Annotated in this window: 25 protein-coding genes, 1 tRNA gene and 1 pseudogene; 18 read left to right on the top strand and 9 right to left on the bottom strand. The window is 63.6% G+C overall.

The features are described 5' to 3' along the window. The first annotated feature begins 3 nt into the window (after positions 1–3). Positions 4–1299 carry a DUF58 domain-containing protein gene (locus IEX78_RS14285; RefSeq protein WP_188829357.1) on the top strand — a complete coding sequence of 432 codons (1296 nt, stop codon included), beginning with the start codon at positions 4–6 and terminating at the stop codon, positions 1297–1299. 323 nt (positions 1300–1622) lie between these two features. Here the strand turns inward: IEX78_RS14285 and IEX78_RS14280 are convergent, their stop codons facing one another. Further along, a complete protein-coding gene (locus IEX78_RS14280; protein ID WP_188829356.1) occupies positions 1623–2378 on the bottom strand; it encodes an RDD family protein in 756 nt (251 codons plus the stop codon). A gap of 19 nt (positions 2379–2397) precedes the next feature. Here IEX78_RS14280 and IEX78_RS14275 point away from each other — a divergent pair, with 19 nt between their 5' ends. Next, a complete protein-coding gene (locus IEX78_RS14275; protein ID WP_188829355.1) occupies positions 2398–3453 on the top strand; it encodes a stage II sporulation protein M in 1056 nt (351 codons plus the stop codon). Positions 3454–4134: 681 nt separating this feature from the next. On the opposite strand, the gene IEX78_RS14270 is transcribed toward IEX78_RS14275, so the two are convergent. Then, positions 4135–5556: a hypothetical protein gene (locus IEX78_RS14270; protein WP_373291585.1), complete on the bottom strand. Its 1422-nt coding sequence runs from the start codon at positions 5554–5556 to the stop codon at positions 4135–4137. Positions 5557–5633: 77 nt separating this feature from the next. Here IEX78_RS14270 and IEX78_RS14265 point away from each other — a divergent pair, with 77 nt between their 5' ends. Genes IEX78_RS14265 through IEX78_RS14255 form a run of 3 tightly spaced genes read left to right on the top strand, consistent with a single transcriptional unit; the run spans position 5634 to position 7706 of the window. Beyond that, positions 5634–6272, top strand: coding sequence for a methyltransferase domain-containing protein (locus IEX78_RS14265; RefSeq protein ID WP_188829354.1), 639 nt, complete (start codon positions 5634–5636; stop codon positions 6270–6272). A gap of 43 nt (positions 6273–6315) precedes the next feature. Continuing rightward, complete coding sequence (locus IEX78_RS14260) at positions 6316–7164, top strand: alpha/beta fold hydrolase (protein WP_188829353.1); 849 nt, start codon at positions 6316–6318, stop codon at positions 7162–7164. After that, positions 7161–7706: a TetR/AcrR family transcriptional regulator gene (locus tag IEX78_RS14255; RefSeq protein WP_188829352.1), complete on the top strand. Its 546-nt coding sequence runs from the start codon at positions 7161–7163 to the stop codon at positions 7704–7706. The genes IEX78_RS14260 and IEX78_RS14255 overlap by 4 nt, the downstream gene beginning before the upstream one ends. On the opposite strand, the gene IEX78_RS24280 is transcribed toward IEX78_RS14255, so the two are convergent. From IEX78_RS24280 to IEX78_RS14245, 3 genes and pseudogenes are all read right to left on the bottom strand, one after another. Beyond that, entirely contained in the window at positions 7703–7879 is a 177-nt protein-coding gene (locus tag IEX78_RS24280; RefSeq protein ID WP_229683956.1) for a hypothetical protein, read from the bottom strand. The two genes, IEX78_RS14255 and IEX78_RS24280, sit on opposite strands and share 4 nt — an antisense overlap. A gap of 53 nt (positions 7880–7932) precedes the next feature. Beyond that, positions 7933–8328 (bottom strand): annotated as a pseudogene (locus IEX78_RS24755) (LysE family translocator); the annotation flags it as partial. A gap of 103 nt (positions 8329–8431) precedes the next feature. Next, positions 8432–8833, bottom strand: a complete 402-nt coding sequence (locus IEX78_RS14245) for a hypothetical protein (protein ID WP_188829351.1) — start codon at positions 8831–8833, stop codon at positions 8432–8434. A gap of 221 nt (positions 8834–9054) precedes the next feature. Here IEX78_RS14245 and IEX78_RS14240 point away from each other — a divergent pair, with 221 nt between their 5' ends. From IEX78_RS14240 to IEX78_RS14230, 3 genes are all read left to right on the top strand, one after another. Then, positions 9055–9786: a histidine phosphatase family protein gene (locus IEX78_RS14240; protein WP_188829350.1), complete on the top strand. Its 732-nt coding sequence runs from the start codon at positions 9055–9057 to the stop codon at positions 9784–9786. 269 nt (positions 9787–10055) lie between these two features. Beyond that, entirely contained in the window at positions 10056–10406 is a 351-nt protein-coding gene (locus IEX78_RS14235) for a hypothetical protein (RefSeq protein WP_188829349.1), read from the top strand. Continuing rightward, complete coding sequence (locus IEX78_RS14230; protein ID WP_188829348.1) at positions 10403–10561, top strand: hypothetical protein; 159 nt, start codon at positions 10403–10405, stop codon at positions 10559–10561. The genes IEX78_RS14235 and IEX78_RS14230 overlap by 4 nt, the downstream gene beginning before the upstream one ends. Before the next feature lie 9 nt (positions 10562–10570). Here IEX78_RS14230 and IEX78_RS14225 read toward each other — a convergent pair whose 3' ends face one another. Then, a complete protein-coding gene (locus tag IEX78_RS14225) occupies positions 10571–11644 on the bottom strand; it encodes an SMI1/KNR4 family protein (RefSeq protein ID WP_188829347.1) in 1074 nt (357 codons plus the stop codon). Between the two features lie 807 nt (positions 11645–12451). On the opposite strand from IEX78_RS14225, the gene IEX78_RS14220 reads away from it, so the two are divergent. From IEX78_RS14220 to IEX78_RS14200, 5 genes are all read left to right on the top strand, one after another. Continuing rightward, positions 12452–14272: a hypothetical protein gene (locus tag IEX78_RS14220; protein WP_188829346.1), complete on the top strand. Its 1821-nt coding sequence runs from the start codon at positions 12452–12454 to the stop codon at positions 14270–14272. 220 nt (positions 14273–14492) lie between these two features. After that, positions 14493–15173: a DUF6088 family protein gene (locus IEX78_RS14215; protein WP_188829345.1), complete on the top strand. Its 681-nt coding sequence runs from the start codon at positions 14493–14495 to the stop codon at positions 15171–15173. Beyond that, entirely contained in the window at positions 15173–16183 is a 1011-nt protein-coding gene (locus tag IEX78_RS14210) for a nucleotidyl transferase AbiEii/AbiGii toxin family protein (protein ID WP_188829344.1), read from the top strand. The genes IEX78_RS14215 and IEX78_RS14210 overlap by 1 nt, the downstream gene beginning before the upstream one ends. A gap of 59 nt (positions 16184–16242) precedes the next feature. Beyond that, positions 16243–17016, top strand: a complete 774-nt coding sequence (locus tag IEX78_RS14205) for a HipA domain-containing protein (RefSeq protein WP_188829343.1) — start codon at positions 16243–16245, stop codon at positions 17014–17016. 13 nt (positions 17017–17029) lie between these two features. Then, positions 17030–17821, top strand: coding sequence for a hypothetical protein (locus IEX78_RS14200; RefSeq protein ID WP_188829342.1), 792 nt, complete (start codon positions 17030–17032; stop codon positions 17819–17821). A gap of 64 nt (positions 17822–17885) precedes the next feature. Here IEX78_RS14200 and IEX78_RS14195 read toward each other — a convergent pair whose 3' ends face one another. Beyond that, on the bottom strand, positions 17886–18287 hold the full coding sequence (locus IEX78_RS14195) for an HIT family protein (protein ID WP_229683955.1): 402 nt from the start codon (positions 18285–18287) through the stop codon (positions 17886–17888). A gap of 564 nt (positions 18288–18851) precedes the next feature. On the opposite strand from IEX78_RS14195, the gene IEX78_RS14190 reads away from it, so the two are divergent. Together IEX78_RS14190 and IEX78_RS14185 are read left to right on the top strand one after the other, a co-directional pair. After that, positions 18852–19112 carry a hypothetical protein gene (locus IEX78_RS14190; RefSeq protein WP_188829341.1) on the top strand — a complete coding sequence of 87 codons (261 nt, stop codon included), beginning with the start codon at positions 18852–18854 and terminating at the stop codon, positions 19110–19112. A 274-nt stretch (positions 19113–19386) separates the two neighbouring features. Further along, positions 19387–20016 carry a hypothetical protein gene (locus IEX78_RS14185; protein WP_188829340.1) on the top strand — a complete coding sequence of 210 codons (630 nt, stop codon included), beginning with the start codon at positions 19387–19389 and terminating at the stop codon, positions 20014–20016. A 207-nt stretch (positions 20017–20223) separates the two neighbouring features. On the opposite strand, the gene IEX78_RS14180 is transcribed toward IEX78_RS14185, so the two are convergent. Then, positions 20224–20559 (bottom strand): XRE family transcriptional regulator, encoded by a 336-nt coding sequence (locus IEX78_RS14180; RefSeq protein ID WP_188829339.1) that lies wholly within the window; start codon positions 20557–20559, stop codon positions 20224–20226. Between the two features lie 285 nt (positions 20560–20844). Between IEX78_RS14180 and IEX78_RS14175 the strand changes: the two genes are divergently transcribed. Together IEX78_RS14175 and IEX78_RS14170 are read left to right on the top strand one after the other, a co-directional pair. Next, a complete protein-coding gene (locus IEX78_RS14175) occupies positions 20845–21552 on the top strand; it encodes a hypothetical protein (RefSeq protein ID WP_188829338.1) in 708 nt (235 codons plus the stop codon). Next, positions 21549–23345: a hypothetical protein gene (locus IEX78_RS14170; protein ID WP_188829337.1), complete on the top strand. Its 1797-nt coding sequence runs from the start codon at positions 21549–21551 to the stop codon at positions 23343–23345. The genes IEX78_RS14175 and IEX78_RS14170 overlap by 4 nt, the downstream gene beginning before the upstream one ends. A gap of 217 nt (positions 23346–23562) precedes the next feature. Here IEX78_RS14170 and IEX78_RS14165 read toward each other — a convergent pair. Then, a tRNA-Leu gene (locus tag IEX78_RS14165) sits at positions 23563–23645 on the bottom strand. Between the two features lie 195 nt (positions 23646–23840). On the opposite strand from IEX78_RS14165, the gene IEX78_RS14160 reads away from it, so the two are divergent. Next, the gene (locus tag IEX78_RS14160) at positions 23841–25250 is read left to right on the top strand and encodes an FHA domain-containing protein (RefSeq protein WP_188829336.1); all 1410 of its coding nucleotides are present in this window, start codon (positions 23841–23843) and stop codon (positions 25248–25250) included. Positions 25251–25308 lie beyond the last annotated feature (58 nt).

Genomic DNA, 25308 nt, shown 5'->3' with positions numbered 1-25308 from the left:
TCGATGGTCGTCACCGGCCGGTTCGCGCTGCTCGCCCTCGCTTCGGCGGCGCTGGTCATGTTCGTGTTGCCGTCGCTGTTTGGTGTCGCGCTGGCGTGCGTTGTGCTCGCGGGCTTCGCGCTTGTTGACATCGCGCTCACGCCGCGCGCTGGCGCGTTGCCCCTGTCGCGCACGCCGCTGACGGTGGTGCGCCTGGGCAACTCGACCGACGTTGAACTCACCGTCACGAATCCAACGTCGGCGAAAATCCAAGGGCGACTGTGGGATAACTGGTCGGAGACAGCGCGCGCCGAGGGCGTCGCGCACGACATCGTGCTGCCCGGCAACACCCGAACTCGCTTGTCGACCACGTTGCGCCCGGCCTATCGAGGCGATCGTGTCGCTGGCCCGGTCACGCTAAGGCTCACTGGCCCAATGGGTTTCGCTGGGCGGCAGTACCAGTACGACGTCCCGAGCCGCATTCGAACACTGCCCGCGTTCGCCAGTGAACGACTGCTTCGGTCGAAGGTCAAGCGCCTGCATCACCTCGACGGCCGCAATGTCGCGAACACGCGTGGGCAGGGCAGCGAGTTCGATTCGTTCCGCGAGTACGTCGCGGGCGACGACGTGCGCGCGATCGACTGGCGCGCCACTGCGCGCGCGAACGACGTGCTCGTGCGTACCTGGCGGCCCGAACGCAATCGGCACGTGCTGATGGTGCTCGACACCAGTCGCGCGGCTGCTGGCCGAATCGGTGACGGCACCCGACTTGATTGTTCGATCGAAGCCGCGTTGCTGCTCGGCGGCCTCGCTGCCGCAGCGGGCGACACCGTCGACATGCTCGCCTTCGACGAAGAAGTTCGCGCGGAAGTCAGCGGCGTGAGCGGCACGCGGCTGGTTGGCAAACTTATGCACAGCCTCGCGCCGCTCGTCCCTCGCCTGGTGGATAGCGACACTAACGCCCTGGTCAGAACCATCATTTCGCGTCTTCGTCGCAGGGCGTTGATCGTGTGGTTCACCAGTCTCGACCCCGCGACGGTAAACGAGCACCTGCTGCCCGCACTGCCGACGCTCGCGAAACGGCATCGCGTGCTGATCGTTTCGGTCGCCGATCCCGATATCGCCGCGGCAGCGCGTGATCGCACGTCGGCGGATGCCATTTACCAGGCGGCCGCAGCCGAATCCGTGCTGTCGGACCGAGCGATGGCGGCGGAATCATTGCGGCGCATGGGGATCGCGGTCATCACGGCCGCACCTGAGCACCTTCCCGAGGCGATCGCCGACGAGTACCTAGAGCTGAAATCTGCCGGTTCACAATGAACTAACAGGTTATCCACAGAGTTATCCACAGGACAACCTACTGGTGAGTTGTTCACAACTTCGTGTGGAGCAAAGTTATCCACAGGTGTGAACAGCGCAAACGCCGCCCACAAGCCCGTTTTGCCTGCGCTGATCTACTCACAGGCTGTGCATGAAAGTTATCCACATGTGGATAACTTTCGAGGTATGCCCGAATCAAGCTGAACCGGTGGATAACTCAATTCCACAGGGTGTTAACGAATGTTCGAACGGATCCGCGAGTTATCCACAGCGGCAAAGTTATCCACAGCTTGGTTATCCACAGCCAATCCCGCACACACCTCTCAGCGGGCTGCGAACGCCACTTCCTGCCGCCGCGCCAGCACCGCGCCGAGCACGTGAAAAGGCGGATAACCAGCGGGAATAGGTGCGCGACCAGCGGCGCATACCGACTCGACCAGAGTTGTCCCCAGGTGATGCTGCGCTGCGGGCGTGAGGGTGCGCATGCGAGCGAGGTACTTCCGCATCGCTGCCGCATGTTCGTCGGTGATCCCCGTGAGGTCGACCATTTTCGCCCAATTCACCAGCCACGGCGGCGCGCTCACCAGCGCGGGGATCGGCAGCGACGCACGGGTGTGGATAACGACAGTGCCAGCGAGCAGGTCGCCGATTCGTCGCCCTTGCGGCGAACAAGTCGATGAGACAACAGCGACCGCACCGAAGAACCCAAGCATCCAAAAGTCAACGAGCGCACCACAAAGCCCGCGTGTGATCGCGTGCCGGAAGTCGATCGGTCCAGCGTCGGTGCGGACAACGCGCAGCCCGAACACGAGCTTGCCAAGCGAGCGCCCGCGCGAAAGTGTTTCGGACACAACGGGATACCCGACGAGGACCGTGACGACAATCAGCAATCCGACCGTCTGCTCCCACGCGTCATCGCTCATACTCCCCACTCTGATCAACCCGAAGAACAGGAAAACAAGCAGCAGCGCGAGCGCGATCTGCATCATCAGATCAAGCAAAAAAGCGCCCGCACGGCAGGGAACGCGGGCGATGGGCAGCTCAAGCGATACCGCTTCGCCGGTGGTGAATTCGGCCATGCTGGCTAGCATTCCCGATATGGACACCGATGCCTACAGCTGGGCGCGGCAACGGTCGTGGCATCGGCTCACGCGGTTGGCGAGCCAGCGCAAACTGACCGGCGCTGAAACCGACGAACTCGTGCGCACCTACCGAGACACCTCGGCGCAGCTGGCGAAACTGCGTGACCATCACGCCGATCCCGAAATCGTGAGTGGGCTCAGCCAGCTGCTTACGCGCGCACGCGGTCGGGTGCTCGCGGCACGCACGCGGCCGGTTCGCGAGTTGGGTCGCTTCTTCACGTGGCATTTCCCGATCGCGCTGTATCGCTCGTGGCCGTGGTGGGTGGCGACGGGCCTGGTGTTTTTGCTGGTCGCGACGGTGATCGGCGTTGGCATCGACCAGAGCGCGCAGTGGCGCGAAGCGTTCGGCGTGCCCGAGGGCGACCACAGCTGGCTCACCGGACCGGGCGGCAAGTTCGAGACCTATTACACCGAGCATTCGAATGAGGCGTTCGCGACGCGGGTGTGGACGAACAACGCGTGGGTGTCGGCGATCGCGCTGTTCACCGGTGTGCTGATCCTGCCCGCCGTCTACGCGATGTACATGAACTCGATGAACCTCGGCACGACCGGCGGACTCATGGCCGATGCCGGGCGGCTTGATTCGTTCTTCGGCTTCATCCTTCCGCACGGCACGCTTGAGCTCACGTCGCTGTTCGTGGCTGGCGGGGTGGGGTTGCAGCTTGGTTGGTCGCTGATCGACCCGGGAAAGCGCAGCAGGGCGGTGGCAATGGCCCGACAGGGCCGCGCGGCGGCGACGGTTGCGCTCGGGTTGATCGCGGTGCTGCTCGTATGCGGCCTGATCGAGGGCTTCGTGACGCCATCGCCGTTGCCAGCGCCAGTGCGCATCGCGATCGGCTTCGCCGCCGAAGCGGCGTTCTTGGGATACGTGTTCGTTGTTGGTAAGCGGGCAGCTGAAGCGCAGGATGCGCGCGCCGCGCTTGCCGATGAGGCGAACGACGGAAGTTTGGACGGGGACCCGACGCGCCGGTGGTTGGGCAACGCCGCGTCGAGTACTAGAGCGCTTCGGTGAACTCGTACCTGTACGGGCAACAGCGACAGGCAACTTCGAGCACACCGAGCAACGCGGGTACCGGACAATCGACAGCAACAGCTGGTTACGAGTAAGTGAAGAACTCCCCCATTTGAGTTCCGCTGACCGCAGCGAGTCGAGCTCAACTGCGGTCAGCGTTAGGCTCAACTGTACACAATCGTTACCCCCGCGCAACCCCCTACGCGCTGGTAAGAACGATGTTCTGCGAACCAGCAAACCTGTGTGAACGCACTGATTTTCACTCACCCAGCTAACTCACGGCTGCCGGAAAATGATGCGTCAGGAGTTACCAAGAATTCACCTTTGGCAAACTCCCAACAACCAATCGCCAATTCGCATTCGCCCGAATCTGGCCGGTTAACAACCGGTAGCCGACGCTGGTTAGGTCAACCTCATTAGCGCCCTGACCTGGGCACCTATCGTTCGGTTTACGGTTTGCCATTCAGCGTCACGAATAAAAGCAACCGCAAGTTTGTTTTTCTGCCCGCAAACAAGACTGCGGTTCAAGCTAGATCATTAATCCCTTGGCAATGACCGGAAAATCGGTCGACTGACAGGTTGCGCGCAGACCGCTGGCTGGCCCAAATTTCGCCCCAACCAGCGGTGACCGTCACTGCGTCAAGCAACTGTGATCTTCGCCTCACCAGGCGATTTCACGCGTCAGCCGATGCGAACGACGCCGCTGATCGTGCCCTGCAACAGCTTGCCGTCGCGCCCGATAAGCGCGGCCATCTGCAGCGGGTCTTCGAGCATCGTCGGCGGCAGCGGTGTCGAAGCGCGCACCCGTCCCGTCGCGGGGTCGATCACGACGTAATCGAAGCCGTCAAGGGGGGTTGTGGTGTCGAGACCAACCCTTCGCAACGTGTGAATTCCGCCATCGGCGAGCGAAAGGCGGGGCACCGCGGCGCTGCGCACGGGACTGTCCCACACGGTTTCGCACCCGGAATCGGTGATGTCGACGCGCGTGAGACCGCCCTTAAACGGTGCGGTCGACGGCACAGCGGGCCCCGCGCCATCGGGAACCGCCGGGTACGGGTAGCCGTACGTGCTTGCCACGAAGACCGTGTTGCCGACACCAATCGGCGAATTCTCGCTTCCCGCACCACCTTTGGTAAGCACGGGGATCGAGCACACCTGTTCGCCCGTGCCGGAGCGGGCGATGATGAGCTTCACCTTGTCGTCGGCGTTGTCGACGATCGCGAGGTACTCGTCGCCGGATTTCGGGCCTAGATAGGTTGGCGTCGAGCCCGTGCCCCAGCTCAGCTGGCCTGGCTTGCGGGCTGAGCCGCGGTCGTAGGGTGCGCGCCAAAGAATCTGTGCCGCATCCTTTTTCGCATGCAGTTCGTAGAGCGCGTGCGTGCTGGCCACGGCCACGCCGCCGTTCGGCGCGGACGAAATGCTGTTGGCGACCAGTTCGCCAGCGGGCAGCGTCACCGTTGAGACCTTGCCTGTCGGGCTCGCGAATCCCACGACGCCCTTGCCCGTCGCGAACCAGATATTGCCCGCCCAGTCGGGAACAAGTCCAGTCACGTTGTCGCCCTGCGGAATTGACGACGTTAGGTCGATGCTTGACCGCACCGCGAGCTGCCAGTGGCCGTCGACCCGCTTGTGCTCAACCTTGAGCAGGTGCCGGTCGCCGTCGACGACAACGAGCTGGTCGTGATTGTCGAGGTAGGCGTACACGCCGCCGAGCAGGCTGCCCTTAGTGATCTGCAAGCTGGCGAGCGCGCCCGAAAGTGGGCCTGACGAAGCGGGATCGAGCAGATACACCGTCGGGGTCTGGCCGACCATCGTCGTGCACAGTCCAACAACGAGGCCGTCCGAACCTTGCAGCAGCGTTGGGCACGCCGCGCCAAGCGGATACGACGACACCGGCGCGTTGGCGCGCGGGCCAGCGAGCGGGGTCGCGTCGGAGGAACCCGCGTCGCCGTGCATGGTCGCGGTGCCGAGCGGGCCCAGGTAGGGATTGGCCGCGAGCGGTCCAGTGGCTGGCGGGGCGGCAAGCGCGGGTGAGGTGAAGGCGACACTCAGCGACGTCACGGTCGCGATTAGCGCGAAAATCCGCGCGGCAGCTGTTGGCACGGGTGTATCGAACCCGATCGGCCCGGGTTGGGGAAGATTTCCGCGCAGGCGATTCGCGACACAAATAGAATCGGTCGATGACGCGGATCACCTCTCGGCTGTTCATGACCGTCGCCGACCAGCTCGGCAACCCGCACGGCATCCTCGGGAAGTTCACCGCCAACGCGCTCAACCGGGGAAATCAGGCGCTGATCAGCGCCGCTGTCGCCGCTGCGGCGCCTTCGCGTGGTGCGACCGCGGCCGATATCGGCTTCGGCGGCGGAGTCGGTTTGACCGAACTGCTTGGTCGCGTCGGCCCGGACGGCACCGTCTACGGCATCGACCCGTCGACCGACATGCGCATCCGCGCGACGGCCCAAAACGCGAAGGCAATCGAGGGTGGTCAATTGCAGATCGCCGACGGCGGCCTGCTTGACCTGCCATTACCGAACGCGAGCCTCGACGCCGCGATCACGACGAACACCATCTACTTCGTCGCCGACCTCCCCGCAGCTTGCACGGAGCTAGCACGCGTGACCCACCCTTCGGGAGTCGCGGTAGTCGGCATCGCCGACCCAGACGCGATGGCGAAACTGCCGGTGACCGAATACGGCTTCACGTTGCGCCCGGTAGATGAGGTTGTCGAGACACTGAAGGGCGCGGGCTTCACGGTTGATGTCGAAAACGTGACTGGCGGCAAGATCCCACAACTGTTGTTGGTTTGTCGGAAGGCTTAAGACAAATCTTGACCGGGCGGTCGGTCATGTTTAGGGTTTGCCTATGGATGCGCGGGAAACCATCACCGTCCCTTGCAGTTTCGGTGACATTGCCGTGCATCTGTACGGACCTCTAGGAGGGGTAGGTCCGTCCCTACTTCTGCTGCACGCCAACCCAGGCGACCATCGCGACTTTGCCGAAGTGCTTGGGTCGCTCGCCGCCGAATGGAGTGTCGCGGCGGTCGACTGGCCTGGCTATGGGGCGTCGACGGTGCATGATCCCTCGCTGATCACCATCGACGCGCTCGCTGACGTAGCAATGCACGTCGCGGAAGCGTTGTCGGAGAAGGGCTTTGGTCCCTTTACCGTGATCGGCAACAGTGTTGGCGGGTACGCGGCGGTGCGGCTCGCGCAGCGTTTACCCGACCTCGTGCGCGGCGTGATTTTGGTGCAGCCCGCCGGGTTCGTTCCGCACAACGCGCTGATCAAGCAGTATTTCCACTTTGCCGCCAGCGAAGCTGTCGCGCGGCGGTTCATCGGGCCGAACGCGCGCATGTACCTCGGGCCGCTCGGTCGCGGTGGGTCGCGCGCCATTTTCGACCGTGCGACCCAAGTGGCTAAGAACCCGACGCGGCTTGCCGTTTATCGCAGCCTGTGGCGCAGCTTCGCCGACCCGAACTTCAACCTCGCAACGCCTGACCTTTTGCCCGCGACGCTGCCAGTCCTGGTGGTTTGGGGGCGCAGCGACCCGACCAACCCGTGGCTGCTGAATCGCAACGGGGTCCGTCGCGCGTTGCCGAACGCGAAAATCTCGGTGCTGCCGACTCACCACGAACCGTTCGCGGAGAATCCGGCCCTCTTCCTCGACACCGTGAGCGAGTTTCTGACCGAGTGTGCTGAGCTACGACGGTGAGATCGCCTGAACCTGGCCGCCGCGCTTTGCTCGAAGCTGGCCGCACACTTCTGTCGAGCGAGGCGCTGACCAAGCTGTCGGTGAACGCCATCGCCGCCGAGGCGAACATGGCAAAAGGCAGCTTCTACCAGCATTGGCCTTCCCGCGAAGCGTATTTTGTGGCGCTGCACCGCGCGTTCCACGACCAACTCGACGAGCTAGTCGCCGCCGCGATCGCCGACTTGCCACCAGGTCCAGCCCGACTGCGCGCGGGCATCACGGCCTATTTGGACGGCTGTTTGGCCGACCCAGCGACAAAGGGCTTGTTGGTGCAGGCACGCACGGACGCGGGTTTGTCCGATGAGGTGGCGACCCGCAACGCGGCAGCCGCCGACTTGGTGACCGCGGACTTGTCGGCAATGGGCTGGCCAGATCCGTCCCCAATCGCGACGTTGTTCGTGGCCGCAATAGCCGAAACGGCACTACAGGAATTGGACGTCCGCGCCCCGAACCCCGCTCTGCGACAGGCACTTTCCCGCTTGGTCGACCGAAACGAACTTTAGGTCCGCACGGTCAAGACCGCTACCCCCATCGCAGCCAGCACGGCCGAACTCACCTTCGCGAGCACCTGCCCGATGCGCGGGCGCCGCAACAACCCGACCGCACGCGCGGCGAGGACAGCGACCAGCGAGAGCCACCCAAACGCGATGACGCCGTCGACCGCCCCGAGAACCATCGTGATTTGCGGGGGGACGCATCTGTCGGCGCGAATTGGGGAACCACCGCGACGAAGAACAGCCCGACCTTGGGGTTCAGCAGCGACGAGACGACACCGTCGCGAAACGCCCCAGGCAAGCCCGCTTGCGGACGAGGCTCCTGATCGGGACTGACAGGCGCGAACGTGCCGCGGTGAATGAACCCGCTGATCCCCAGATAGACGAGGTAAATCCCACCCGCGATTTTGAGCGAGACCAGTACGGTTGGATACGCGCTAAGTAGCGCCGCTAACCCAACGGCAACCGCCCCCGCCCACACCAGCGACCCGAGCGCCGACCCAGCCGACACCGCAACCCCAAACCGCGCCCCGCGAAAGGCGTGCCGAAGGACGAGAAAGGTGTCGGGACCATGAGTGATGGACAGGAGCAGACAGAGCCCGGCAAACGTGGCCAGCGCGGACCAACTCATGTTTTACCCCCGTGTGATCGCGGACGTGGTTGGCCTGTTGTATCAACGGATTGTCCTCAGCGCCACCAATTTTCGCACGCAACCAGTTGCCCCTCGCGAGCGTTCACCTCACACCCATCGCCACCAAAACCTGCCCGCAACCCAGGTTGGTGCAGTGCGAAGCGCGCCAATCGGTGTCGAGGAAGAAGTCCAACCTGGTGATGAGGGCATCGGAACCGGTTATCGCGTCGCGGTCGTTCGTTGTCATGGGAAGCACATAGCGCGGTGCGTCTTGCTTCCAGGAGAACGTGAGGATCAGGGTCTCGCCTACGCAGTCGACCGCGATGCCGCGCATGTGCACCCACGGCGTGCGCCCCTCGACGGGAGCTTCGGGCGATCTGACGTACCATCCCGCAGGCTGGCGAGCACCGGAGATTTCCACCGGAGGCGGCAGCGCGCTCGCGGCTCGCAAGTACCCTTCGAGCTCGGCCGCAACCTCGATCAAGGCACCGCACTCACGATCCATAGAACCGATCGTCCACCACCTGGTCACGAGGCGCACGCGACGCCAGCCGGGAGTTGGGCAACCGATCACCAGGCTCTGGTGGCGGAAAACAACCACCACAGCCTGGTGATCAACTGTCCAGTGCCTACGGCGGAGAGTGCGCGACACTCGGTCACGCACACCCTAGGTGAAATAGATTGCGGCACACTGTAACTGCCGTTCTACAACAGGGGGTGCGACCAATGGTCACTGAACGCGGCGATCGCCAACTCGGGCTTGGGAGCGTGGGCAACGAACTCACGATCCCCGGTTTGTGGGCAATCCGCCACGGGCAGAGCACCGCGAACGTGGCGTTCGCATCCACACCCACCGCACCGGTTCCTGGGCGCGATCTCGACGTCGAGTTGTCGGCGCTCGGCCGCGCACAAGCCGACGCGGTGGGTGCGTGGTTGGCCAGTCTGGGCCCTGCGCGGCGCCCGGGGTTGGTGGTCACGTCCCCCTACGCCCGGGCCCGCCAAACCTGGGCGCGGATGGCACGAGTCGACGCCGCAGTGTCAACACACCCTCCGATACCGGTGGTGGTGGACGAGCGGCTGCGCGACCGCGAGATGGGCGTTTTCGAACTGTGCCCGCCAGCGGTGATCGCCGCGCGCGACCCAGCCGAAGCCGCGCGCCGTGAAACGCTGGGCGATTGGTGGTATCGACCGCCTGGCGGCGAGTCGATGCCCGATGTTGTGCTGCGCGTTGGCGTATTCCTCACCGCGCTCGACCGCGTGGTCGCGGGCCGCTACCCGGTCCTGATCGTGGCCCACGACGGGGTGATTGCCGCGATCAGACAGGTACTCGACGGCGAGCCAGGTGAAGTGGTGGCACCGGTAGCCAACGCGTCGATATCGCGCTGGGATCGCGGAGAGAGCGGCCTACGACTGACCGACTGGGCAAGCGCCCAACACCTGACGGAACAGGAGTTATGAGCGATCGCGTTCGCACAACAACAGCGCAGGACCAAACGCAAAAACCCCGGTCCGCGTGAAGCGTAACCGGGGTTTTTCTGTGGGCTGTTTGCGAAACCGCCTGACCTCGACGAATCCCATGTTCGCGGGCGGGTGTTGCCCATGCATCTCGCGCGTTTTGCCCATCGCAGTATCCGTTCACCGGATCCTGTCAAGAAACGCAGCGGGGGCCGATTGCGTGATGTCTGCGAGCCTGTACGGGGAGACATGCCGCGCGTAACCTCAACCATGTGACCAGCGAATTCAGCGAGTCCGATCCCGAGGCAGCATGCGTCGATCTAGACGACATGACCCCGGAGCAGCTGCACGCGATGATCGACCGCCTGGAATTCACCGACGATCGAGTCGAGATAGATCTAGCGCCCGACGACGACGCAGACCGCGTGTCTGGCATGTGGCCTCGTCCCGTGGCGATCCCTGACGACCTGTACGTACGCGCCCAATTACGCGCGAGCGAGCTGAATTTGAGCTGGTCGGCTTATGTTCGACACGTGATCGAACACGACCTCGCGACGACACACGCCAACGAGAACCCGCACCGGTCATTACCGCTCATGACTAGGGAAGAAGGCCGGAGATGAGGATCGAGCGTCGCATTGAAGAACTCGTCGCGCAGGCCGACGCCGCCGACACCATGAACGATTTCCTCGCTGCTCGACTCATCCGCGACGACCGACCAGCTGATGTGTCGCAACTGCCCGAACCAACAGGCCGCCCCCGGGAGAGCGGTCGGTAGCGGATCGGCTTAGCGCGTTGTTGGCCATACCCAGTTCAGTCCCGACGGGCCGAGCTCGGGTTGGTATTGGGCATTGAACGGGCTGCCGGTGGCGATACTCGTGGTGAGGTCGGTCAGCATCGCGCTCAGCGAAGCCCACGTCGGTGGATAGCTATCGGCGGTGTCTTTACCGAATTCGGTGACGCATCCGTGCAGTGGACCCGGTCGGGTGTCGCACACCAGCATCGTGCCGTCTCGTTCGGCGATCGGGATGAACGCCGGAATGAACTGGCCCGCCTCAGAACTGGCTGGCGCGTCTTCGGTGATCGCCGACGCGATACCGGCGTTCTCCTCGGCTAGCTCGCCCCATACCTCCGATTCCATCGCGTGGACTTCAAGCATCTGATCGAGGCTCAGCAACGACGTGCCAGGCAGTAGATCGGCGGAGCCGCCTCCATTGTGCAGGGCGAACCATTCCCGCAGCTCCGGTGGCCACGCAAGCGTGCGTTGCTCGGCGTCGGCGATCGATTGGGGCAAGGCGGGACGGTTCACCAGGTCGCCCCATGCCACAGGGCTTTGCCCCCCGATCACCTCGTGCAGGCGTTCCCACTGACCTGCTAACGATGTTGGCGCGGTCGGTGAGGCAGGAGTCCTGGGAGCAGCGACACTTACATCACTCGGGGTGGCGACGACAAGACCGTCTGGATCGGGGTGGCGACGCCGACGCGAGAAGTTCCGCTCGTACTCGCGAACGTCGAATCCGTCGTCGTGCTTGATCTCGGTCACCGACGTTCGCTCGGAGGTCGGCCACAACTGGATCAGGATCGCGACATCGTTACTGTTGTCGTCGCGCCCGCGCGCCGCGACGCGAATCCGGTGCAATCCCGCAGGTAGCGACGCCAGCAGGTCAAGCTCGGGCGGGCGAATTGGTGACAGCGTGGTTCGGGTCAACGCCGCGACGGGACCGAGCTCGATCACGCCCTCATCGATCGTCTCCCACTCATCGACATCGATAATCGGTGCAGTAGAGGCGGTCTCGATACCGAGACGAATGAAGCCGTGGGTCCAGCCCACCCAGATGTGCGCGTTCTCGTTACCTTTCATGTCCCGCGCGACCCCGAGCAAAGACCCCGCTGTACGAGGATCGACCATCGGCGGCCACTCATAGTCAGCGGGTTCAATGAACAGCAATGCTTCGCTGAGCTCGCACGCTTGCCATTGCAACATCGGTCGCTACCCCATCCTGACAGCTCATTGGTCTATTTACCGAAACATACTGCGAACTACGCGATCACCTAGGGCTCGATCCAGATCAACGAATATGACGCCACGCTGCGGGGTGAGCTCCTCAGTCTCGCACGGTTGCATGCCATGGTGGATGCCTCGGCTCAACCGCGCGTGCATGTCCCACACCCCAAACATCCGCGCTCACCCGCTCGGTTGAGGATCGGCGGCGACATCGACACTCAATCACCGCCCACATCCCCGACGCGCACGCACCCTCCACGGGCCCCTCTGCTACCCGTCACTGACCCCGGCATCACGCCGCGGGTCGGCAAGACATGCGTAACCAGTCGAAACAGACACCCATCACAGCAACCACTGTTGTGCCTAGACACGAAAAACCCTGGTCACGTGATGTGAGCCAGGGGTTCGATCGTTTCCAGCTGCCTACTGCGACCGTCGATCAGGTTTCGCAAACCTGATCGGGCCGGTTTCGCTGACCTGCGCCGACTGTGAGCTCGTACGGAGCCGTTGCCCATGCATCCCGTGCTTCTTGCCCCTTTCTCCCCATGCGCGTGCTCGCTGCGGTCTGAACCGGGTATCGCTGTCAGTGCATGGTGAGAGCATCGAGTGATGAGCCCCGTAGAAGGCGCCGACCCGCACAGATGAAAGGACGCCCACTCCTCGATGAGCATCGACTGGGACACGATCGGTCAGGAACACTTCGACCGCATCGTCGAAGCGCTGATCAACCACAAATACCGCGGCGACGGTGTCGCGGTGCTGGCAGTCGACGGCCGTGGCGGTGACGGCGGCGTCGACATCGAGGTGCACCAGGACGGGCGGGTGATCATTTTCCAGCTCAAGTACTTTCCCGAAGGGTTCAGCGGCGGCTGGGCACCCCGGCGCAAGCAGATCAAGCGCTCGTTCGACAAGCTGGTCAAGTCGCGCACCGTCGACAAGACGTGCACGGTCGACGAATGGGTTCTCGTGGTACCGAGAAACCTGACCCCCGGCGAGAATACGTTTGTCACCGGCCTCGGCAAGACCTCTACCACACCGCCGACGCGGGCCATGGGTCGCAAAGACCTCGATGACCTGCTCATCGAATTCCCCACCATCGACCGCTGGGCCCAGCGCAATGTCCACAGCGAACTGCGCGACAACGCCGCGATCTACAACCGCGAGCGCGACAACCTGCTCAACCCCGACGACCTGCCGGCCCGAGTGGCCGCGCTGGGCTCGGTGGTCGACTCCACTGACCAGGACTGGACCTTCGACTTCGCCCGCCACGGCGACACAGTGACCCAGGTCCTGCGAGCCCAGCACCCCAACGCCGCCCAGGTCAATCCGGTTCACTTCCACGTGCGCGGCAAGTTCGGGCCCGAGCACACCGAACTCGCCGCACAGTTCAAACGCAGGATCCGCTTCGGCACCGGCGAACGATTGGTGCTCCCACCGCAAGTGGTGACTGAGGTCGACATCACCGGACCCGACCATATCGCCCGTCATTTCGACTCCAGCCAAGTCGTCATCGACGTGGGCAGCGAAGCACCGGGAGTCGGTCGGCGCATAGAGCTGCGCCTGTCCGACGAGAACGGAAAACCCGTCACCTCCCATGAAGGAGTCATCGCCCACCTCGGCACCGGAACCAGCGGCCTCTCGATCGAGTCGAAGTTCTACGACGGCCGTCTGGCCACCCGCATCATGTTCCCGATCGGGAAACAGTCCGACGTCGAGACCACGCTGCAGACCTCGCGCAACATCGGCGGCGCCCAGCCATGGCAGGCGCGCAACGTCTTGCACCTGGTACGCCAGCTGCGCACGCTACCTAAAATCGAAGTGTTCATCGAGGATACGTTCTTGCTGAGCATGAACAACCCCGGCAACGAGACCGATCTCGACGATCTCATCCTTGAGGAGTTCGCGGACGATCTGGACATTCTGCAACGACACTGCGACAAGTACTTCGCCCTGCCTGCGGTGATTTCGCCGATGGACCGGATCTCGGTGCGCGTGGCCCGGATCATCCTCGAAGGCGGGATGGTGGCTGCACCCCATTCGGCCACCGTGACGGGGTATCTCTCCGGTGAGGACTCCCCGGAGCTGCGGGCCGCACTGACGGGCCCCAACCCGGTCCTGATCGAGTTCGACAACTACGCCCTGACACTGGCAGGTCGGGAACTGTCGATCGGTCCGGTGTGGGTTTTCCATCAGGCGACGACGGTCGTGGATTCCGACGCCGCGATCGCCGCCCTCGAGTCCGGAACCCAAGCGCCGGTCGAGTTCGAGCCGGGCTCTGACCCTTTCTTCTTCCTCGCCTCCACCAGCGTGCCCGCCGACCAGATCTACAGCAAGCCGCAGACCTTGTGGCAACTGTCCGGCATCACCCAGCCACCCCAGGACGCGCCTCATGTCGCGCTGGCGGCCACCCCACCCGCCGACACACCACCGGCCGCGATCACGCGCGACTCGAACGACCCGGGACATGATGAATGCCAACCCTGATTCGCCAGTGCCTGCACGACAGGGTTGGCATTGTCATCGAGGCCGCATTGGAAACATGGCTCGCACAGCGCGAGATCTCACACTGACCAGCGCTAGGTTTGCGAGACGCTCCCGGCCGCCGGGTTTCGCTCGACATGCATAACAGCGACCTCTCTAGAAATGCCGATGGCCATGCATTAGATGATCGCGACCAGGGGCTGGAGACCAAAACCGTGTGATCGTGACCGTTGATTCTGGTCACATGTCTCGTCTTCGTGACATCTTTTCAGTACGCTTTGTTGTCATGAGGTCGCCAACAGGCGCCGCCACCAAGGCGGTGAAAGCAGTCCCGGCCGGGAGCTTCGTGCATACGAGCCACTTGCCTGGGTCTGCTGCTGCTGCCGCTTCTGCGGTCAAACGCGCCCACAAGAGCGGCGAGCTGGTCAAAGTCCGCCGTGGCCTGTACTTCAAGGGCGCAAAGACGCGCTACGGCCTGACGCGTCCGTCTGCGGAAGCCGTCGCGCTCGAGGTTCTAGGGAGGGCCGGAGTCGGACCCACAGGGTTCTCGGCTGCGCGCGCCTTCGGCCTGACCACTCAGGTTCCGGCGAGACCAGCTCTTGTGGTCACCGGGACCGTCCCAACCTCGTTGACAGGCGTGAGGGTGTCCAAACGCAACAATCTGCGTCGGTTGGCGCTACGGCCGCTCGAGATCGCGGTCCTTGAACTTTTGCGTGGCGACTGGGAAACCACGGTGGACGACGGCTGGTCAGCGATGAGCACAGCGGTGGGCAACGCTGTGGCTGGGGGCAAGCTGCGCTGGCGTGAGCTGAGCGATGCGGCTAAAGGTGAACGCTCGCCCGCGTTGCGGAAAAACCTGATCCGGTTGACCGAGGACTTGCAGGCATCGGGCATGCTTGCCTGATGCCTGCGCTGCGTGAGCATCCTGAAGACCTGGCCGCGCTGATCGCCGCCGCCGCTGAGCAATTGAACCTGGACCAAATCTTCCTAGAAAAAGACTTCTGGGCCATGGAGGTTCTCCGGGCGACAACCTTCCCTGTCTCGATGGATGGTCCCACTGGCACTGGCGCTGTGAACGTCATCTTCAAGGGCGGCACATCGCTCTCGCGTGTCTACGGCTTGATCGAGCGGTTCTCTGAAGACATCGACCTGCTCGTCGTCTTCCCCGAGGTAGGTGCCGGTGCCAACACGAAAGACAAGGCGTTCAAGCAGATCCGTGACAATGTCACCGATCACCTAGGCATCGGCGAGGACGCGACTGAGCAACAAAACTCCACCCGTGGGGTGAAACGCAATGTGCGCTACCACTATCCCACTCACGCGGCCGTGCCGGGAGGCAGCGAACCGGCCATCACTGAGGGCGTCCTGTTGGAGATGGGAACGCGCGGCGGCGAAGCTCCAGCCCATCGCCGTGAGATCCGCTCGCTGATAGCCGATTTCGCGACCGTGGAATTTGGCGACAGCCAAGACACGTGGGAGGAATTCGCGCCGTTCGCTGTCGATGTCCTGGCAGCTGAGCGCACGCTGTTCGAGAAACTCTCCGCGCTGCACGACGGTGCTGTACGCGCCCCCGACGAGAAGGCGCTCGACGCACTACAGCGCAACGCACGCCACCTCTACGACGTCCACTGCCTCCTCTCCGATTCCGCCGTACTAGACGCCCTAGAGGACCTCGGTTCCGTTGGGGTTGCGACGTTGTGCGCTGACATCGACGAGCACAGCGAAAGAGCTGAGTTCAGTTACACGCCGCGGCCGGAAACCGGATATGGACTAAGCCCGCTGCTTGACCCGGTCATGGCCGGGCGCGAGGCGCTAACTGCGGGATATGGACGTGCGATGCAACTGGTCTATGGTGTGCAGCCGACCCTGCAGCAGTGCTTGGAGACGATCCGAGCCCACGCCCACCTACTCTGACTGGGCAACGACGTTCGATGTTTATGCGCGCGACCATGATGATGAGGGAAGACTGAGCATTGCGCTACCGTGAACCCGGCGTCGAGATCCACGCCCTCGAAGCCGTTCCTGACGACATCGAAGGGCAAAACCAAGCGTGGTGGGGCCTAGCGACTCTGCACGTCAAAGCCCAAGACGGCGACTGTCCGCTCCTTCTGGCCAACGAACTGATCTGTTGTCGGCTCGCTGCGGCACTTGGTCTCCCTGTTCTGCCCGGCGAGATCGCCAACCTCGGTGATGGCCGCAAGGGCTGGGCCACTCCCCAAATCCGGGCGAACGGTGTTAGCGCACCACCGCCGTCCGATGTCAACGCGATCCTCGACAAGTACGACCACATCGCCGCAGGTGCTCTCGTCTTCGACACCTGGATACAAAACGATGACCGCCACCTAGAAAACTTCCTTTTCCACCCCAACCTCGGGATCTGGCTGATCGACCACGAAGAAAGCCTGCTCGGACGCAAGGGCGAACATTTCGGAGGGAGGACCGACACCCCCTTGCGGTACCACCAGTTCTCCGACGCCACACTCCCCGAGGATGCGCTGAACTACTGGATCAACCGCGTACGCATGACCAGCGACTCCATCATCAACCTCGCGGTGGACGAGGCATACGACCGCGGCTTGCTCATTCCCAAACCCCGAGCTGGCGCGGTCAAGGTCCTCTTGAAACAGCGCGGTGGCACGATAGAGTCACTGGTAAAGGCGCTGAGAAAGACGCGTCCTCGCTACGAAAGCGCGAAGGTCATTTCCTTCCCTAGCGCGACGGTCGCATCGCAACTCACGCTGTCATGAGGAGGCGGTCGAGATGAACGCAACCTGGCATCTGATCCAATACACCGCCGATATGCGCCGCAAAGAACCCCGCAACATCGGCGTAGCAGTCACCGTCGGCGACGAGTGCGCGATCAAGTTCTTCGGCGTCGAAGCCGGCGGCAGGATCGATGGTCGCCAGCTCCGCCGGTACGGACTGTCACAGGATGCCTACAGCGACTGGGTCAACTACTACACGACAATGCTGCTTCACCACCGCGATGCTGCCCGCGTCCTCGATAGTCAGCGGCGACGTCCCACCGAATTCCGGCTGATCCTGGCCGGTCAATCCACCTCCGCGGACAACGCGTGCACTCTCGCTGAGCGGCTCTACCGCGAGCTCGTCGCGGGTGAAGAGTCCACCGCCTCCGAGCAGTGGTCGCGTGTTCTCAAACAGCGCGTCGACGCCGCGCTCTCCGCCGCTCAGGTACAAACCACCGCAGATGTAGAAGTCGGCGCGCGGTGGGGCGAGGGTGATGCCGACGCAGTCACCTTCGACTATCGCTGTGGTGGCGAACAGCCTGCATTGATGGATCGACTCCAACTCCATCGTGTCAACCTCGAATCGGCCAAGAGCGTTGCCCGCGAATTCAATGCTCGCGTGACCGCCGCCCGGTCGGCGGGAGCACGCGACAAATTCATCGCCTTCTACTCCGGCCAAGCCGTCGAACAGATGGCCTCGCCGACGATTCTGACCCCAATCCGTGGTGTTGCGAACGTGATCGACGTCGACAACGAGGAGCGCGCTGTCGATGCAATTCACTATCACCTCGGTGCAACTGCATGACAGTTCCATGCGAGGTAATCAGCAACGGTCGGGGCAGCGCGACAAGTAGCGGCTGATAGCCCATTCAGTTCTCGTCGAGAACTTGTCGCAGAGACTCTGCGATCCTAGTTCGAAGGTCATTGTGTCGGGAATCGAGTTGATGCTGCGGATCAGCGCGTTGCGCACCATACAGATACACCGGTCCGATCCGCAGTTCCTCGGGTTCCCACCAGTAGCGAGCATGGACATGACCGTGGAGGTGCGGCCAGGTGTTCCCCAGGACCTCATAGTTGATGCGGAGGAAGCCGGAATCGACGGCTCGACAGGCTCGCTCGACGGCTTCGCCCAGCAAAACAACGTCGCGCATGAACGCGACCCGCTCGTCGACGGGCAGTTCGGTGAGTTGGTCGGCGTCACCGTCATACATCAGGATGCAGTACCCCGGCAGGTGTTGGGTGTTGGCCATGATCGCCCACCCGGTGCTCATCCGGCCCAACACCGTGGGATTGGTGCCTTGCCGAGCGGCGCCTATCGGGTCTTCTCGGAAGTCCACTGCGACGCTATCGGGTTCGGTGGTCGACAATTTTCCCCATTTCTGCTGTGCCCCAACGGTTATAGCGGGGTGCGTGATGGTACAGGTCGTGAAGTTGCTGCATGTGGCCGATGGGCAATCCGGCATGATCACCCGACATCAAGCCCTCGATGCCGGTGTCGACTCAGCCGAATTCGACCATCTCGTTGATGCCGAACTGTTGCAGACCGTCCTCCCAGGAGTGGCCCGAGTCCGCGCCGGCGGTCGGCATCGCTTTCCCCGGCAGTTCGCTTCCGGTTCCTCGGCACGGACAGGGCCACGAGTTCGTCAGCAGCGACGAACCACCTGTTCCAGACGCTGGGCCGTCGGCGGACCCGACGCTAGACGTCTGACGAACGTATTCGCGAGTCGATCATGTGCCCGAAGGTCATGGCGCCGGGTAATGTCGACTCGGCGACTGGCGAGGCGAGCGATCAGGAGGCACACGCTGCGGCGGCACCACCTGTCGATGCGCAGGCTATGACCCCTGAGCAGCTGCACGCGTTGATCGACCGCTTGGTTTTCACCGATGAGCGGCTTGAGGTCGAGTTGGCCTCTGACACCGAGGCCGACTGCGAGCCAGGCATGTGGGCGCGGCCCATAGCGATGACAGATGATCTTGATCTGCGATCCCAGTTGCGCGCGAGGGAGTTGCAGTTGAGTCGGTCGGCCTACATTCGCCGATTGGTCGAACAGGACTTGAAAGCCGCCTACGGGCGCGAGCAGCCTAACCACCCTTGACGGTTCGGGAGGCACGGCGATCAGGATCCAACGCCTCTCCCGACCTTCGTCGCTGGCCGTCGAGCGAATGTTTCCGCTGGCGGAACCAGCACATAGATCGAAGGTAGCTAGATCGCTGCATTATTGGGCCGATGAGCGCTTACTGCGAACGTGCTGCGCAACTGGTCTTTTGGTGTGCGGTTGGGCGCGTCACGCGTTGGGGAGCTGCCCTCTGTGCTCTGATAGCTGCCGGTATCTGAGCCCTCCACAACGACGGGGTAGGTGATTGCTGCGCATGGTTGACGATCTGGCCCTATTGGCAGGGCGCGAAGCTGAAGTGACTTCGACATTGACAGCTCTTGTGGGCTACTACCGGGCACTCGCGCAGTTAGGGTCGAACCGGCACCCGCCTGCTGAGCTTCAGTACGGGTGTCGACAACTATTGGACCTGTGCGCAACTGCGGTTACGGTGCCCGCTACTGAGCCGCAGTCCACCGGGATTCCCGTCGAGGAGCGAATCGACATCGCACCCACAAAATCCCAATCCGTGTTGTCGTCGTGCGTGGCTGTTCCGGCGGTGCGGGGCCCGGGCAGTCGGTCGCCGGCGGGCACAGTTTCTAACCGGCTGCGGGAGGTGTTCATCGAGCACCCCAACGAGCTGCTGAGGTCTCAGGACCTGGTAGCGATGCTTGTCGCCAGGGGCTGGGAGGAGCCTGCGCGGCCGCGACACAGCATCTACCAGGCGATGACCAAGCTCGTCGAAAACGAACCGAGGATCACCAAAGTTGGTCCCGCGCAATGGCGTTACTCCACTGCGGATCGCAGCGCTGATGTCAGCGACGATGCGGGCCGAGCACGGATGGTCTACGGCCGCCCGAGCACAGATCGGATATCCGGGAATGGTGCTCTAGCCGCCACCGGCTAACACCGACTTGTCCTCCAACGAAGGAGTGCTGATGTAGACGAATGAAGAAACCCCACCCGACGCTTTGGACGGCAGGCGGGCGGGGTTCCAAACGGACGGCCACAACAGGCACGATCCGCGCTCGACGTTACCCCGCCCCACACCAGTTTCGGTGTAGGCACGCGCGGGGCGATCGAGCGTGGGGAATTGAGCATGCTTATGCGCAGGTCAGTCAAGCTTTCGACGATTTCGTGGATTCCGAATGGCGGTGGCCCGGTAGATGCCGTCGCTGCCCAAAACGGGCCAAAGCGCGACGCCAAGCCCGGTTTCGAGGCGAGCGACAGTTTCGGTGTCGGGCCAGGTAGTGCCGGCCAGGATGCAGGCGATCACCGCGTGGTTGACCCCGGTCCGAGCAGAGGCACCCCGGACGCTGGTTCCCGGGCCAAGGGCGGTGCGCAGGTTGAGCGCGAGCAGCCGGGCTGCCTCACCGACGGCGGTCGAGGCGGGGACGGTGGGCCAGGAGTCGGTGAGTTCGCGTGGGTCGACGCGTCGAGGTCGCGGCATCGCACAAGCGTAAACACGGTGTCGCCACGACAGCAGGAGCTCAGCTCGCTATCGTCTGTATCAACAGATCGCGATGTTGATCGGAAGACGCGAGAGTCCTTGCTAGACAGCTACATTCCCAATATTCCCGACCAGGAATGGTCGGCCATCCGAAGCTTTGTTTTGGCGGTGGTGACCGATTGCGATCCGCCTACGCCGACAGCGACCCGAGATCTTCTGTGGGCATGTACCCGGTTGGCTCGGTGGTGTCGCCGCACAGCGGGGCTCGACCTGGAACGACAGACAGTGCTGCATCCGGCGACGATCCGGGACTTCCTTGCCCACGGCACCGAGGAGATGACACCTCGGTCAGTCGCCAACCTCAAACGCCTGCTGACCCGAACCTCGGAACGGCTGATGCCCGAGTACGCGCGCCGCGACCTGCCTGGACCGGGACGGATCGACCCGTTGGCTCCCTACACCGATGCCGAGGTAGCGGCGTTGCGTGCCTGGGCTTACGGCCAACCCACCGCCAACCGGCGCGTTCAGGCTGAACGGCTGCTGTGTCTCGGTCTAGGGGCAGGCATGTTCGCCGCTGAGATCGCCGCGATCGTGGTCGCCGATCTCCGCGTCGATGACCTGGGTGTGTTGATCACGGTGAGCGGAGCGCGGGCACGGCAGATCCCTGTGCGCGTCGAGTGGTCCGAGCCGTTGATCCGGGTCATTGAAAGCAATGACCGTACCGACCACGTGTTCTTGCCGGGCCGCAAAAGAACCCGGAACCTGATCAGCAATTTCGCAAGCGCAGGAAGCGGTGAGCCGGGCCCGAATTCATATCGGATGCGTTCTACCTGGATCGTCGGACATCTGGTCAACGCAGTGCCTGTGCACACGTTGATGGATGCGGCAGGAATCGAATCGGTGCAGGGCCTGAGCAAGTTCGTCGCCCATATCCCTACCGCTGAGGTTGATGCGGTGCGTCGGGCGCTGCACGGCGCTCGAGAGGACCGGTGAGCCGCGCCCACCGGCCGACCCGCTTCGCTGAGGACACCGACGAGCACCTCGCGCTGCCCGGCGGTGTCGGGACACGGCCGGTGTTCTCGACCGAGATAGTGCGCGATGTCGTTGTTGCTCTGGATCGCTCCGGTGTTCTCGAACAGATCACACAATGGCGCGACGACGACACTCCAGGCCGGTCACGCACGGGTGGACGCCCAGCTGCGCTGCCGAATCGTGACCGGGTTGTTCTGACGCTGTTGATGCTGCTCGCACTCAATGACGAGCCCTTGCTGCTGACGCGGGTCACGGAAACTCTGAGGTCGCGACTCACGCCGGAATCTCTCGATCTGCTCGGGGTGGATCCGCAGAGGTTCGGATCATCTGGACACACCGTCCGCGACCACCTGTACTTCGTCGTCCGCCGGGCCTTTCTTCGGCTGCTCCAGGTCATCGACTCCGCGCCCGGCACACCTGGCCAGCGTTTGCCCGCAGCTGAAGTCGAGGCGATCCGCGCTGCCCGCGACCTTGACCTGTGCCGACAGCGGCAGGCGCGCTGCGTCTGGTTGGCCAACCAGCTATTGCATCTGAGCTACCAGATGATCCCGCCTCATCAGCGTGGCGAATGGGCTGGTGACGTCTGCGTCGACGCGACACCGGTGCCGGTGTGGGGCAAACGTGGATCCCCCGCACGCAGCAACCGTGATCCCGACACCCTGTGCAGCCCCGACATCGATGCTGGCTGGTACAGCCGCCACGACGATCATCGCGACCCCAGCCACGGCCGCGATCCCAAATCCGTGTGGGCATACGAGGCCATCATCACCACCATGACCGCCGACACCCCCGGCGTTGCACCGAACTACCCACTGTTGGCCGTCGCGCTCTCCTTCGACGCGCCCGGGCACCGTGTTGCTGAGAACGCCGTCGCCTGCCTGACCTCACTTCACCAACGTGGCATGCCAGCCCGCTATCTCACTGGTGACCGCGCGTACCTGCCCAAGTCAAAGCCCGGCAAGCTCCAACTTCCCGCGCGCGCCTTGGGCTATGAACTCGTCTTCGATTACCGCAATGACCAACTCGGAGTGATGACTTCGCGCCACGGCGCGATCCAGGTCGAAGGGTCTTGGTATTGCCCGTCGATGCCGCGCGGCCTCATCGATGCCACCCGCGAGTACCGCGAGGACCTCATCGACCTCGACACCTATCTGCAACGACTAGCCCGTCGAGCCGACTACATGCTCACTCCCAAGGCCAGCCCTGATGCCGACGGCTACCGGCCGATGCGTTGCCCCGCAGCTGGTCCCTCGCCTTCTGTTGCCTGTCCGCTCAAACCCCGCGCTGCCAGCACCCCGCTCGGTCTGCCCACCGTGCTGAAGCCACCGGTCGACCCGCCGCGGATCTGCACCAACCGCGAATCCACCACTTTCAGTGCCGAGGACGGCGCCAAACACGCCCAAGACCTCCAGTACGGAACCGCGAACTGGCATGCCCGCTACGCCACCGACCGCAACACCACGGAGGGTTACAACGGCACGATCAAAGACCCTGCTTACGGGAACTTAGCCGAGCCTGGTCGGCGACGTATGCGCGGCTACACCGCCCAGTTCCTCGCGGTCGCTCTCATCACCACCGCCACCAATGTTCGCAAGGTCCGGACATTTTTGACCCGTTCAGGCGGGTCGACACCCGCTGCGCGGCGCACTACCACGGGCAAAGACAGACGACGTCATCGACACCCGATCGGCGCGTATCGTCCCGACGAGAACACGCCACCACGAACAGGACCATCAGCCCGATCCCCGCGCTGACAACCCCAACTGCGTACCGCGCACGCTCCTGGGGTCGCCCAGATATGCACACCAACCCAAAAACAGCGGGTACCAGGCGCTACCGACCCCTACTCGACACAAAAAAACCCTGGCTCACATGTTATGAGCCAGGGTTTCGATCGTTTCAAGCCGTCTGCTGAAACCGTCGGTCAGGTTTCGCAAACCTGACCAGGCCGGTTTCGCAAACAGCCCTCTGTGGGCGAAGGGGGACTTGAACCCCCACGTCCTTACGGACACTGGCACCTGAAGCCAGCGCGTCTGCCATTCCGCCACTCGCCCGAGCGACAAGGAAAAATCTAACACGCTGCGGGGTCGAAAATAAAATCGTCGCTCTGACCTGCGACGATGCGGCGCGATTTCGCGCGGGAACCGGCGTTGCTCGCCGGGAGTTACCTGGTTGGACGATCGTGGATATCATGCAAGGAATGTGGCCGGGGTCCGGACACGCCGGGAAGCACCGAAGGGAGGGCTGTTATGGGCATCGTCTCACGATTCGAACGTGCCTTGCAGGGCGCTGTCGGTGATGTGTTCGCGCGCGTGTTTGGGGGCAGTGTCGTACCCCAAGAGGTAGAGGCTGCTTTGCAACGCGAAGCCGCCGATCAGGTGCAGGAATTGGCGAGTGGGCACCAGCTCGCTCCCAACTCTTACATCATCACGATCAATACTGCCGACCACAGCAAGCTCGACGCCGATCACGACCTCACCACCAAGGCGTTCGCCAAACATCTCCAGGACTACATCCGAGAGCAGGGCTGGCAGACCTACGGCGAAGTACACGTGGCTTTCGAGGCATCACCTACGCTGCACACCGGACAGTTCAGAACGAGCGGCCGCGTCGACCCCGACGCTGGTCGCCCGTCCGCGACACCTAGCCGCGAACAGCCACAACGACCCGCACACCCGCAACCAGGAGCTGGCCCCATGACGCACAACTCAGGCTACGAGCCGAGCCGAGAGCCCGCGGAGTCCGATCCACGCAACCGCAGGTACGCGCCGCCGCCTGCGGGCCGTGGCGCCGCGCCCGGTGGTGCGTATGGCAATGATGAGTATGGCCAGCCCGGCTATGACCAGCAGGCCGGATACGGACAGCCCGGCTACGACCAGCAGGCGTACGGCCAGCAGGGCGAGTACCCCGGCTACGGCCAACCGGCAGCACAGCCAGGTCAGCCGCAACCGGGTTACCCGGCACCGTCGGCGTACGGCGAGCAGGCGTACGACCAGCAGGGCGGCTATGCCCAGCCCGGTCAGGCGTACTCGCAGCAGGGCTATGGCGCGCCCGCAGGCCAAAACGGTTTCGCTGACCCGGCTTACGACCAGCAGGGCGGCTACGGCCAGCAGGGCTACGGCGCGCAAGGTGGTTACGGCCAGCAGGGCGGCCAGGCGTACGCCGACCCCGCCTACGACCAGCAGGGCGGCTACGGCCAGCCCGCAGCGCCAGCCCAAAACGGTTATGGCGACCAGGGTTACGCCCAGCAGGGATATGCACAACCCGCCGGTTACGACCAGCCCGCCTACGGCGCCGACGAATACGGTCAGCAGGGCGGCTACGGCCAGCAGGGCTACGGCGCGCAAGCCGGTTACGCGGCCCCGCAGGCTTCGTACTCAGCAACCCTGCAACTCGACGACGGTTCGGGCCGCACCTACCAGCTGCGTGAGGGCTCCAACATCATCGGCCGAGGTCAGGATGCCCATTTCCGGCTACCCGACACGGGCGTCTCGCGTCGCCACATCGAGGTGCGCTGGGACGGGCAAACCGCGATGCTGTCCGATCTTGGTTCAACAAACGGCACCCTGGTTAACGGTTCGCCGGTCCAGGATTGGCAGCTCGCCGACGGCGACGTGATCCGGGCCGGGCATTCCGAGATCCTGATCAGGATCGTCTGATCCCGTAAGCTGCGCGGTGCAGGTCACGGGTCAGCCCGCTCGGCCCTATGATGCTGCC

Source organism: Nocardia camponoti (assembly GCF_014646135.1).
Taxonomy (GTDB): Bacteria; Actinomycetota; Actinomycetes; order Mycobacteriales; family Mycobacteriaceae; genus Nocardia; species Nocardia camponoti.
This window is presented reverse-complemented; position numbering and strand designations above follow the sequence as displayed.